Source organism: Mesorhizobium sp. M4B.F.Ca.ET.017.02.2.1 (assembly GCF_003998955.1).
GTDB classification, from domain to species: Bacteria; Pseudomonadota; Alphaproteobacteria; order Rhizobiales; family Rhizobiaceae; genus Mesorhizobium; species Mesorhizobium abyssinicae.
On record NZ_RZOF01000253.1, the window covers coordinates 1 to 9,508 of the forward strand.

At 64.2% G+C, this 9,508-nt stretch carries 15 protein-coding genes; 8 read left to right on the forward strand and 7 right to left on the reverse strand.

The annotated features are described in order from the left end of the window. The 3 genes from EN738_RS24620 to EN738_RS24630 form a co-directional block, all read left to right on the forward strand. Positions 1 to 221: transglycosylase domain-containing protein (locus tag EN738_RS24620; protein WP_189605952.1), on the forward strand; the 221-nt coding region annotated here is incomplete at its 5' end. 167 nt (positions 222 to 388) lie between these two features. After that, a complete protein-coding gene (rpmF, locus tag EN738_RS24625; RefSeq protein WP_006203806.1) occupies positions 389 to 571 on the forward strand; it encodes a 50S ribosomal protein L32 in 183 nt (60 codons plus the stop codon). 374 nt (positions 572 to 945) lie between these two features. Continuing rightward, positions 946 to 1,347 carry a hypothetical protein gene (locus EN738_RS24630; protein WP_126057953.1) on the forward strand — a complete coding sequence of 134 codons (402 nt, stop codon included), beginning with the start codon at positions 946 to 948 and terminating at the stop codon, positions 1,345 to 1,347. 149 nt (positions 1,348 to 1,496) lie between these two features. On the opposite strand, the gene EN738_RS24635 is transcribed toward EN738_RS24630, so the two are convergent. Beyond that, a complete protein-coding gene (locus EN738_RS24635) occupies positions 1,497 to 1,928 on the reverse strand; it encodes a heme-binding protein (protein ID WP_127285978.1) in 432 nt (143 codons plus the stop codon). 107 nt (positions 1,929 to 2,035) lie between these two features. Next, positions 2,036 to 2,548 (reverse strand): helix-turn-helix domain-containing protein, encoded by a 513-nt coding sequence (locus tag EN738_RS24640; protein ID WP_127285979.1) that lies wholly within the window; start codon positions 2,546 to 2,548, stop codon positions 2,036 to 2,038. 97 nt (positions 2,549 to 2,645) lie between these two features. Between EN738_RS24640 and EN738_RS24645 the strand changes: the two genes are divergently transcribed. Both EN738_RS24645 and EN738_RS24650 read left to right on the forward strand, forming a co-directional pair. Further along, the gene (locus EN738_RS24645) at positions 2,646 to 3,491 is read left to right on the forward strand and encodes an alpha/beta hydrolase (RefSeq protein WP_127285980.1); all 846 of its coding nucleotides are present in this window, start codon (positions 2,646 to 2,648) and stop codon (positions 3,489 to 3,491) included. 84 nt (positions 3,492 to 3,575) lie between these two features. After that, positions 3,576 to 4,232 carry a glutathione S-transferase family protein gene (locus EN738_RS24650; protein WP_127285981.1) on the forward strand — a complete coding sequence of 219 codons (657 nt, stop codon included), beginning with the start codon at positions 3,576 to 3,578 and terminating at the stop codon, positions 4,230 to 4,232. Positions 4,233 to 4,289: 57 nt separating this feature from the next. Here EN738_RS24650 and EN738_RS24655 read toward each other — a convergent pair whose 3' ends face one another. The 4 genes from EN738_RS24655 to EN738_RS24670 all read right to left on the reverse strand — a co-directional run bounded on the left by EN738_RS24655 (position 4,290) and on the right by EN738_RS24670 (position 6,592). Further along, positions 4,290 to 4,679, reverse strand: a complete 390-nt coding sequence (locus tag EN738_RS24655; protein ID WP_127285982.1) for a hypothetical protein — start codon at positions 4,677 to 4,679, stop codon at positions 4,290 to 4,292. 80 nt (positions 4,680 to 4,759) lie between these two features. Beyond that, positions 4,760 to 5,035 carry a metalloregulator ArsR/SmtB family transcription factor gene (locus EN738_RS24660; protein WP_126057959.1) on the reverse strand — a complete coding sequence of 92 codons (276 nt, stop codon included), beginning with the start codon at positions 5,033 to 5,035 and terminating at the stop codon, positions 4,760 to 4,762. Positions 5,036 to 5,066: 31 nt separating this feature from the next. Continuing rightward, the gene (locus EN738_RS24665; RefSeq protein ID WP_127285983.1) at positions 5,067 to 6,314 is read right to left on the reverse strand and encodes an MFS transporter; all 1,248 of its coding nucleotides are present in this window, start codon (positions 6,312 to 6,314) and stop codon (positions 5,067 to 5,069) included. An 83-nt stretch (positions 6,315 to 6,397) separates the two neighbouring features. Further along, entirely contained in the window at positions 6,398 to 6,592 is a 195-nt protein-coding gene (locus EN738_RS24670; protein ID WP_127285984.1) for a DUF1192 domain-containing protein, read from the reverse strand. A gap of 111 nt (positions 6,593 to 6,703) precedes the next feature. Between EN738_RS24670 and EN738_RS24675 the strand changes: the two genes are divergently transcribed. The 3 genes from EN738_RS24675 to EN738_RS24685 all read left to right on the forward strand — a co-directional run bounded on the left by EN738_RS24675 (position 6,704) and on the right by EN738_RS24685 (position 9,186). After that, a complete protein-coding gene (locus EN738_RS24675) occupies positions 6,704 to 7,714 on the forward strand; it encodes an NAD(P)H-quinone oxidoreductase (RefSeq protein ID WP_127285988.1) in 1,011 nt (336 codons plus the stop codon). Positions 7,715 to 8,075: 361 nt separating this feature from the next. Further along, positions 8,076 to 8,216, forward strand: a complete 141-nt coding sequence (locus EN738_RS24680) for a DUF1127 domain-containing protein (protein ID WP_127285985.1) — start codon at positions 8,076 to 8,078, stop codon at positions 8,214 to 8,216. 274 nt (positions 8,217 to 8,490) lie between these two features. Further along, positions 8,491 to 9,186, forward strand: a complete 696-nt coding sequence (locus EN738_RS24685; protein WP_127285986.1) for a DUF1013 domain-containing protein — start codon at positions 8,491 to 8,493, stop codon at positions 9,184 to 9,186. A 62-nt stretch (positions 9,187 to 9,248) separates the two neighbouring features. Here EN738_RS24685 and EN738_RS24690 read toward each other — a convergent pair. Continuing rightward, positions 9,249 to 9,508 (reverse strand): WYL domain-containing protein (locus tag EN738_RS24690; RefSeq protein WP_127285987.1); only part of this gene is annotated, 260 nt, incomplete at its 5' end.

Genomic DNA, 9,508 nt, shown 5'->3' on the forward strand with positions numbered 1-9,508 from the left:
AATGGGGGCCGGGCATCTATGGTATCGAGGCCGCCGCCCAGCATCATTTCGGCGTCTCGGCAAAGCAGCTGTCGCGTCGGCAGGCGGCGCTGCTTGCCGTCACGCTGCCCAACCCGATCGCCCGCAATCCCGCCAAGCCGGGGCCTGGCCTGCGACGGCTGGCGGCGCTGATCGAGCGACGCGCTGGCAGATCGGGCGCCTATATAGGCTGCCTGGACTGAGGTGCAGCTTCATGCTGCTTTCCTGCTCCGGCAAAAAAATTTGCCGCGGTGCTGGCCAAAACGGCGCAGGGCGTGTATAGGCACCCGACTTTCTCAGATTATGGCCCCAGACATGGCCCTTTCACGAGGGTTGCCGGGGCATTTTGACCATGTAGTGGAGCATATCCGTGGCCGTTCCGAAACGAAAAACCTCTCCGTCGAAGCGCGGCATGCGCCGCTCGGCCGACGCCCTCAAGGCCCCGACCTATGTCGAGGACAAGAATTCCGGCGAAATGCGCCGCCCGCACCATATCGACCTGAAGACCGGCATGTATCGTGGCCGCCAGGTACTGGAGCCGAAGGAAAGCTGAGAAGCTTCCGGCGGTTTGCGACTTCCAAAAGACCGGCCAATGGCCGGTCTTTTTGCGTTTGGCCTCGCCAATCGCTGCAGCGTCACGGTCCGGTACCGACTCTGCCGACGGACCCTGCGCGCCGGTCTTTGTGGCCCGACAGGCGCGGGAGGAACCCCCGCTAGGGCGGTTCAGCGTTTCATGGAATCGTCGAACCGCCCTAAGTTTTTGTTTTGACGCAATTCCGGACGGAGAACAGCTGCGCACTTTTCCTGGAATTGCTCTGACATGCTTGTTTCGCGCGGTCTTCGAGCGTGTTAGCGGCGACGCATGAAACTTCTTGACGAGGAAGGCCGGCGGGCTGCAACTGAAGGAAGCTCAATCGGAGACGCCAGATGTTCGGTGCCATCCCCCTGCTGATCGTGCCCTTCGTGCTCTACAATCTCGGGCTGCTCGGGATATTCGGCAGCGGCGACGATCCCTGGGCCAACGAGATGTTCTCGTTCCGCATGATGTCCGGTGGCGTGTTCTCGATGACGCTCGGCGACCTGATGGTGCTGATCGGCCTGATCTTCCTCTTCGTCGAGATCTCGAAATCGGTGCGCACCACCAACGCCTCGATCCTCGACCATCTGTTGTCGACGCTGGTCTTCATCGCCTTCCTGGTCGAGTTCCTACTGGTGAAGGGCGCGGCGCATTCGGTCTTCTTCACCCTGATGGTCATCGCGCTGTTCGACGTGCTCGCCGGCTTCTCGGTGTCGATGCGGTCGGCAAGCAGGGATATCAACCTGAACTAGGATGTGCCGATATTGAGGTGAGACCGGTCTGCAAATGCAGGTTTCCTGCGCTTCCGGTGCTCACGTACGCTCCGCTCCGGTTCTCGGAAACCAATATTTTCGACTCGGGCCTGACCTGAATCTCGACACATCCTCCTGCTGATCCGGGCTCAGCCCGGATCGGCAGTAAAGCCGGCGGCTTCGATGCCGGCGATCGCGGCGGCCTCGTCATTGTCCGACGTGTCGCCGGAGATGCCGACCGCGCCGATGACGGCGCCGGCATGATCGCGGATCAGCACGCCGCCGACGACAGGCAGGACATGACCGCCGGAGACATCGGAGATGCCGGCCATCAGATGCGGCCGTTCCTTGGCGAAGGCTTCGACGCGGCGCGAGCCCATGCCGATGGCGAGCGCGCCATAGGCCTTGCCGGCCGACATTTGCGGACGCAGGAACGAGGCGCCGTCCTGGCGCTGGAAGGCGACCAGGTGGGCGCCGGCATCGAGCACCGACACGCCCAGCGGCCTGAGCTTCAGCTCGGCACCCCTGGCGAAGGCGGCGTCGATGATTTGCTTGGCTTTCTCGAGCGTCAGCGCGGTCATGGCAGTCTCCTGTTGAAAGGCCGCGATCATCGTCGACGAGACGCAAGATACAATCCCGGCGGCGGTTGAAACTGATTTTCAGGAAGTGGCGAAACGCCGCGCCCTCTCTAGCCGGCGGCTGCCTCAGCCTTGCGGGCGACCACTGCCTCGTAGCCGGCCTGCAGGGTTGCCCGAACGGTTGGCCCCGCATGGTCGATCGGCGCACCGAGGTGTTCATGGCGCAATTCGTCCATGAAGCGCTCCCATAAGGGTGGGCCGCCGTTTTCCAGAAGCTCGGCGCGGATCGAGAGCTCCTCGCTGACCGGCAGCCAGACACGGCCCCAGGCGCCGAGATGCGCCATGATCGGCACCAGGGTGATAGCCATCTCGGTCAGGCTGTAGATTGCCTTCTGCTTGTGGGAGGGATCGTCGGCCTTTGTCAGCATGCCCAACTCCATCAGCCGCTTCAGCCGGTCGGCAAGGATGTTGGACGCGATGCCCTCGATCGATCCGTTGAGCATTTCGCGAAAATGGCGCCGGCCGCCGAAGATCATGTCGCGCAGGATGATCAGGCTCCAGCGATCGCCGAACACTTCGAGCGACAGATTGATCGGGCAGCCGGAGCGGTGGTCGGTGTTCATGCAAGCCTCCAGAAAAAACCGGTTGCATTATCGTATCAGTCTGATTATCGTGCAACTGATTGCAAAATGCAATCGGATTGCAGAGGAGGAAGCGACCATGAAGACGAAAGAGCAGCCCCGGATCGTTTCCGAAACTTTTGGCAGTCCCGCCGATCCGGCGGTTCTGCTGATCATGGGCGCCATGGCGTCGATGCTGTGGTGGCCGGAAGCGTTCTGCCGGAAGCTGGCCGGCGAGGGTCTGTTCGTGATCCGCTACGACAATCGCGACACCGGCCACTCGGCGAAATACGCGCCGGGCGAGCCGCCCTACACATTCGATGACATGGCCGATGATGCCATACGCGTGCTCGACGATCATGAGGTCGTGAGGGCGCATGTGGTCGGCATGTCGATGGGCGGCATGATCGCGCAGCTGGTGGCGCTGAAACACCCGTCGCGCGTCACGGCGCTGACCGTGATCAGCACGTCGCCAGTCGGCATCGACACCTCGCATCTGCCGGCAATGTCCGAGAGCTACAAAGAGCACGCGGCGGCAGGCGAGAAGGTCGATTGGTCGGATCGCGAGCAGGTGATCGACTTCATCGTCCGCGAGGCCCGCGTCATCGCGAGCACCGCGCATCCGTTCGACGAGAAGCGGACAAGGGCGTTCGTCGAGCGGGACTATGACCGGTCGGGAGGCCTGCTCAGCGCGACCAACCACTTCCTGCTCAAGAGCGGCGGAGACTGGAAGGACCGTCTTCGGGCGATGCGGATTGCGCTGCTCGTCATCCACGGCACGACGGACCCGATCTTTCCGATCGAGCATGGCGCAGCGCTCGCCGAGGCGGTTGCCGGTGCGAAGTTGGTGCGTATCGAGGGCGGCGGCCACGAACTGCATCCGGACGACTGGGCCGTCATGATCGCCGCCATCGCGACGCATGACCGGGCAGCGCGGGCCGCCTGACCCGCCGTCTGCCGTGACATCGCCGCACGGAATGCGTCACTATCGAAATCGGGCCAATCCACGCCGAACGGAAGCGAGCACCCAATGTCCCTGACCATGCACCTCCACCCGCTGGCATCCTTCTGCTGGAAGCCGCTGATCGCGCTCTATGAGAACGGCACGCCTTTCGATGTCGTCATTGTCGATCTCGGCAACGAGCAGTCGCGCGCGGCAATCCTGAGACTGTCGCCGGCGGGCAAGATGCCGGTGCTGCGCGACGAGGCGCGCGGGCAGACGGTGCCGGAATCAACCATCGTGATCGAGTATCTGGCCGTCCACTATCCTGGCCCGACCGCGCTGATCCCGGCCGATGCCGATCTCGCCCGCCAGGTTCGGACCGCCGACCGCTTCTACGATTTCTATGTGCAGGAGCCGATGCAGAAGATCGTCGGCGACCGGCTGCGGCCGCAGGGCCAGACCGATCCGTTCGGTGTCGAGCAGGCGCGGGCGCAGTTGCGTGCCTCCTACGCCATCGTCGAAACCGAAATGCAGTCGAGGATTTGGGCGGTTGGCGAAACCTTCACCATGGCCGACTGCGCGGCGGCGCCGGCGCTGTTCTACGCCAACAAGGTCGAGCCGTTCGGCGACAGGTTCCCCGCGGTCAGGCGTTATCACGATCGACTGGTCGAACGACCGTCCTTCGCCCGCGTGATCGAGGAAGCCCAGCCCTACTTCAAATTCTTCCCCTACAACGACGGCTGACATCAGTACTTAGCGATCGGAGGCGAGCGGTCCTGCTCACCTGGCCTTGCATCGCTGCTATGGCTCGATCACCTTCTTGCGGCCTTCCGGTTCCACCATCTCGAGCCGGGTTTCGGGACCATCCGCCTCGAGCAAAATGTAGCTTGCATCGTCGCCGCCGACGAAACTCAGGCCGGCGCTTGCGGTCGAGGCGCTGATCTTGACCGAAGGCTGGCCATTCTCCGCGATGAGGCGGAACAGAACGGTTTCGGCCTCGCCGGCCGTCGCCGGCAGCACGGAGATGCTGGAGCGCACCCGGCCCTGACTATCGACAATCTGAAGCCCGCTTCCGCGCAGCATGCCTGTGCCGTCCTGCGCCTTCGCCGGCAGGATCTGCATCAGCCCCATGCCAGCGAGCAGAACCAGATTGATCGCCGTCAGAGCGCCAAGTACCGCTTCGCGTCCCATGGGTTCCTCCTCCACAGCCAGAAAAAGCGCAGAACGGAATCGCATGAAGCAAGTGCCGGACCGGTCATGCCGCCCAGAGGTCACTCGCCGGGCAATGCTTCCCAGAACTGGTCGAGCCAGATGTTCAACCGCAGGAAGCCGGCACTGCTGACCGTGTAGACACGCCGCGTGCCTTCCGCCTTGGCGTTGACCAGGCCGGCCTCGAGCAGAACCTTCAGGTGCTGCGAGACGGCTGGGCGTGAAACTGGCAGTCCGGCCGCCAGTTCGTTGACGGTCTTCGGGCCGCGCCGGAGCTCTTCGAGAAGATAGCGCCGGTTGGGATCGGCAATCGCCACAAAGGCATCAGAAAACATCATGCGTCATTTTAGAGGCAAAGTTTCCCAAATCTCAACCATTGGTTTCAGCCTTTCTGCGCGGATCGAGCCGCAAGGCTTCCGGCGTCACCGAACGGTCGGCCGGCTGGGTCTTGAAGGCGTCGCGGTTTTCGATCGGCACCGGGGCGCGGCGGCTGATGCGCAGCAGGGTGTAGCCCGCCAGGCAAAGATGGGCGAGCGCGGTGGCCAGGAACAGGCCCTCGGGACGCAGCGAACCCATCAGGCCGGCAGCGAGCAGGGGCCCGATCATGGTGCCGAAGCCGTAGAGCAGCAGAAGGCCGCCCGAAACCTTGACGAAATCCTCCGCCCGCGCGTGGTCGTTGGCATGCGCCACTGCGATCGAATAGAGCGTGTAGGCGAAGGCGCCATAGGAGGCGGTCAGGACAAGGACGAAGACGCCGGAGCGCGGCTCGAACAGGAAGACGACGATGGCGAACAAGGCCGCGCCGAAGGCGGCGCCCGCCAGCACGAAACGGCGGTCGGTCTTGTCCGAGAGGCGCCCGGCCGGAAGCTGCATGGCCGCGCCGGCGACCACCACCAGGCTCATCATCAGCGCGATCTCGGCCGTGGAAATGCCGATGCGGGCGCCATAGACGGCGCCGAGCGTGCCCCAGGCGCCGTTGGCGATGCCGATCAGCAGGCAGGCAACAGCGGACACCGGCGAATTGGCGTAGAGCCCTTTGACATCCAGCTTGACGTCCTGCAGCGGCTTCGGATGCGACTGCGTCGAGACGGCGGTCGGGAGCAGCGACAGGCAGAACAGGATGCCGGTGATCATGAACAGCGAAGCCGACTTCACGTCGCCGCCGGCGACGATCATCTGGCCGCCCATGATCGATGCATAGGTGACCATCATGTAGAGGCCGAAGACGGTGCCGCGATTCTCGTTGGTCGCCTTCTCGTTCAGCCAGCTTTCGATGACCATGAAGGCGCCGGCCATGGTGAAGCCGGTAAAGGCGCGCAGCAGGATCCAGACATACTCATCGATGATGAGGCCGGTGAGCAAGGCGACGATGGCGCCCGACGCGGCAAAGGCGCCGAAGGCCCGGACATGGCCGGCGCGGCGAACCAGGCGGGGCGCAAAGAAGCAGCCGGTGACGAAGCCGCCCGCCCAGGCCGTGCCCATCAGGCCGAGCGATGCCGTGGAAAAGCCCTCCAACTGGCCACGCAACGGCAAAAGCAGCCCGTGCAGGCCGGACGCCGCGAGCAGGAAGGCGGTGCCGCGAAGCAAGGAGAGGATCGGTCGGTAGGTTGCAAACATTGTCTGATCCGGCTTGGGGTTCGTGGCGCCGGTCTGACAGGCGCATTCGGGCTTTTCGGCGGCAAGCGTTGCCGTCGTCAACGCTAGCCGCGGCGGAACAGCGCCTCGGCTGCCGATTTGGTCGCGCCCTTGGCCTTGAGCTCGGCTTCCAGCCGGGCGATCTCGTCGCGCAGCATGCCGATCCGCTCGGACAATTCGTCGGCCGAAAGCAGGGCCAGATCCTGCCCGATCTCATGCGGGCGCGCTTTCTTTACGGGTTCGTCGTCGAAGCTCGCCATCGTCGCTCCTCCCTGATTTGCCATTTGCCGGATTCGACAATGAGCATACATAGGGCAGGGGCGCTGATGCAAATTGCCGGCCAGACCGGCCGAAGGAGGACGGGACAGTTCATGGCGAGCGGACAGAAGATTCCGGCGAAGATGACGGCGATCGCGATCTCGGAGCCCGGCGGGCCGCGGGTGCTGAAGCCGGAAACGCGCGACGTGCCCGTGCCGGGACCGGGCGAGGTGCTGATCCGGGTGCGTGCCGCCGGCGTCAACCGGCCGGATGTGCTGCAGCGCAAGGGCGCCTATCCGCCGCCGCCCGGCGCGTCCGACCTGCCGGGTCTCGAAGTCTCGGGCGAGGTCGCGGCACTGGGCGACCAGATATCGCGCTGGCGCATCGGCGACCGGGTCTGCGCGCTCACCCCCGGCGGCGGCTATGCCGAATATGTCAAGGTGCATGCCGGCAGCGTGCTGCCGCTGCCGGCCGGCTTCACCCACACCGAAGCGGCGGCGGTGCCGGAAACCTATTTCACCGTCTGGCACAATGTATTCGAGCGCGGCGGCTTGAAGAGCGGCGAAACACTGCTGGTGCATGGCGGCTCGTCCGGCATCGGCACCACGGCGATCCAGCTGGCGGCGGCCTTCGGCGCTTATGTCGTCACCACCGCCGGCAGCAAGGAGAAATGCGACGCCTGCCTGAAGCTCGGCGCCGACCGCGCGATCAACTATCGCGAGGAGGACTTCGTCGCCGCGGTCAAGGACGCGACCGCCGGCCGGGGCGCCAACGTCATCCTCGACATGGTCGCCGGAGACTATGTGACGCGCAATTACGAGGCCGCGGCGGTGGAAGGCCGCATCGTGCAGATCGCCGTGCAGGGCGGGGCGGCGGCGAGTGTCGATTTCTCCAAGCTGATGGTCAAGCGGCTCACCCATACCGGCTCGACGCTGAGGCCGCGCACGGTCGAGTTCAAGGCGGCGATCGCGGCAGCGCTCGAGGCGCAGGTTTGGCCGCTGCTCGGCAGCCGCAAGATTGCGCCGGTGATGGACACGATCCTGCCGCTCAGCGAAGCCTGGCGGGCGCATGAGCGGATGGAGGATGGGGAGCATATCGGCAAGATCGTGCTCGACGTCGGCTAGGATATTCAGGTGAGGCCGGCCTGCAAACCTGCGCTTCCGGGGCTCACGTAGTTTCCTTGCTGCCGCATGTCCTTGTCGGAAAACCGGGAGCACTTTTCCGGGACATGCGGAGGTGCGCTCCGCGCCGGTTCTCGGAAACCACCGTTTTGGTCGCTCCGCGCCCGTCTTCGACTCCGGCTTGGCCTGACCTGAATCTCGACGCGCCCTGGTGCGTAAATCGCCTGCGGAAAACCTGAACGAGAGCTTAATGCTGCAATGCACAAAACGCATTGCCGCCATGCAAAAGCGTCCGTTCAATTCTTAGGCGGCGGTGCCTATTTACACGGCATCGAACAAATCAACCAACGACTGGAGAACCACCATGAACCCGATCCGCGCTTTCCGTAACTGGCGCATGTACAATGAGACCGTGCGCGAGCTGAACAAGCTCAACGCCCGTCAGCTGAGCGACCTCGGCATCAACCGCGCCGACATCGAGCGTATCGCCCGCCAGGCTCTTTGATTGCAAACGCGACCCGGCCGAAAGGCCGGGGCCGCGTCAAGAAGCCAGAGCCGTCGTAGACGCTTGCTCGTCTCCGGTTCCAAACCCGCTGGACCCAGTCCGGCGGGTTTTGTCTTTCCAAGCCGCGCTTGTGCCCGGCCTCTCCCTTCGGGGCCTTCCAAAAACATTGCGAAATGGTGACGGAGCGGTTATACAGACCGCGAATTTCCCATTTTGGTGGCTCTAAAACCACCGCCCGCGCGGGAACGCGGGCGAACGAGAAGGATTTTTAGAAATGGCCAATACGCTGCTGATGCCCAAGGCGACCGCCGTCTGGCTGGTCGACAACACCGCGCTCTCCTTCGAGCAGATCGCGCAGTTCTGCGGGCTGCATCCGCTCGAGGTCAAGGCGATCGCCGACGGCGAATCGGCGCAAGGCATCAAGGGCATGGACCCGATCATGACCGGCCAGCTGACCCGCGACGAGATCGCGCGCGCCGAGAAGGACCAGAACCATCGGCTGAAGCTGTCCGACCCCAAGGTCAGGGTGCCGGAATCCAAGCGCAAGGGCCCGCGCTACACGCCGCTGTCGAAGCGTCAGGACCGGCCGAATGCCATCCTCTGGCTGGTACGCAACCATCCCGAACTGAAGGACGCACAGATTGCCCGTCTTGTAGGCACCACCAAGTCGACGATCGAGCAGATCCGCGAGCGCAAGCATTGGAATTCGGCCAATCTGCAGCCGATGGATCCGGTGACGCTGGGCCTCGCCTCGCAGATCGACCTCGACATGGAAGTCAACCGCGCCTCGCGCGGCCGCGAGCAGGCACAGCCGGTCGGCGACACGCTGCTGCCGGCGGCGTTGACGGAACGGCTGGTCCCGGCGCCGGAAAAGCCGAAGGACGAGGACGCCGAGCTCGACGCCAACGCCGTCTTCGCCAAGCTCTCGGCGCTGAAGTCGAAGGACAAGGACACGGACGACGAGGAGTAGAATTCTCGGCAGCCAACAAAAAAGCCCGCTTCGAGCGGGCTTTTCTATTGGCTTTCGAGGCTTCAGTTGCGCGCCGCCCGGTCCGGCGTCATGCCATAGTCCTCGCTGCGCTCCACCGCGCGGTAGAAATCGGCGAGCTGCTTGCCGCGCTCCGGCTTGTAGACGCGGCCGGCGATCACCACCGAGGCGATGCGGTCGATGCGGAAGGCGCGGAAATCGTCGCGCATCTCGCACCAGGCGACCAGCGTCCACACCTTGCCCCAGAACCACAGGCCGAGTGGCCGGATGTCGCGCGCTGTGCCGCGCCCGGCCTCGTCCGAAT

Coding starts and splice junctions, on each gene's coding strand:
- EN738_RS24685 (WP_127285986.1), top strand. CDS start 8,491: ATGGCCAATACGCTGCTGATGCCCAAGGCGACCGCCGTCTGGCTGGTC.
- EN738_RS24630 (WP_126057953.1), top strand. CDS start 946: ATGTTCGGTGCCATCCCCCTGCTGATCGTGCCCTTCGTGCTCTACAAT.
- EN738_RS24670 (WP_127285984.1), bottom strand. CDS start 6,592: ATGGCGAGCTTCGACGACGAACCCGTAAAGAAAGCGCGCCCGCATGAG.
- EN738_RS24660 (WP_126057959.1), bottom strand. CDS start 5,035: ATGATGTTTTCTGATGCCTTTGTGGCGATTGCCGATCCCAACCGGCGC.
- EN738_RS24675 (WP_127285988.1), top strand. CDS start 6,704: ATGGCGAGCGGACAGAAGATTCCGGCGAAGATGACGGCGATCGCGATC.
- EN738_RS24665 (WP_127285983.1), bottom strand. CDS start 6,314: ATGTTTGCAACCTACCGACCGATCCTCTCCTTGCTTCGCGGCACCGCC.
- EN738_RS24635 (WP_127285978.1), bottom strand. CDS start 1,928: ATGACCGCGCTGACGCTCGAGAAAGCCAAGCAAATCATCGACGCCGCC.
- EN738_RS24680 (WP_127285985.1), top strand. CDS start 8,076: ATGAACCCGATCCGCGCTTTCCGTAACTGGCGCATGTACAATGAGACC.
- EN738_RS24645 (WP_127285980.1), top strand. CDS start 2,646: ATGAAGACGAAAGAGCAGCCCCGGATCGTTTCCGAAACTTTTGGCAGT.
- EN738_RS24650 (WP_127285981.1), top strand. CDS start 3,576: ATGTCCCTGACCATGCACCTCCACCCGCTGGCATCCTTCTGCTGGAAG.
- EN738_RS24655 (WP_127285982.1), bottom strand. CDS start 4,679: ATGGGACGCGAAGCGGTACTTGGCGCTCTGACGGCGATCAATCTGGTT.
- EN738_RS24640 (WP_127285979.1), bottom strand. CDS start 2,548: ATGAACACCGACCACCGCTCCGGCTGCCCGATCAATCTGTCGCTCGAA.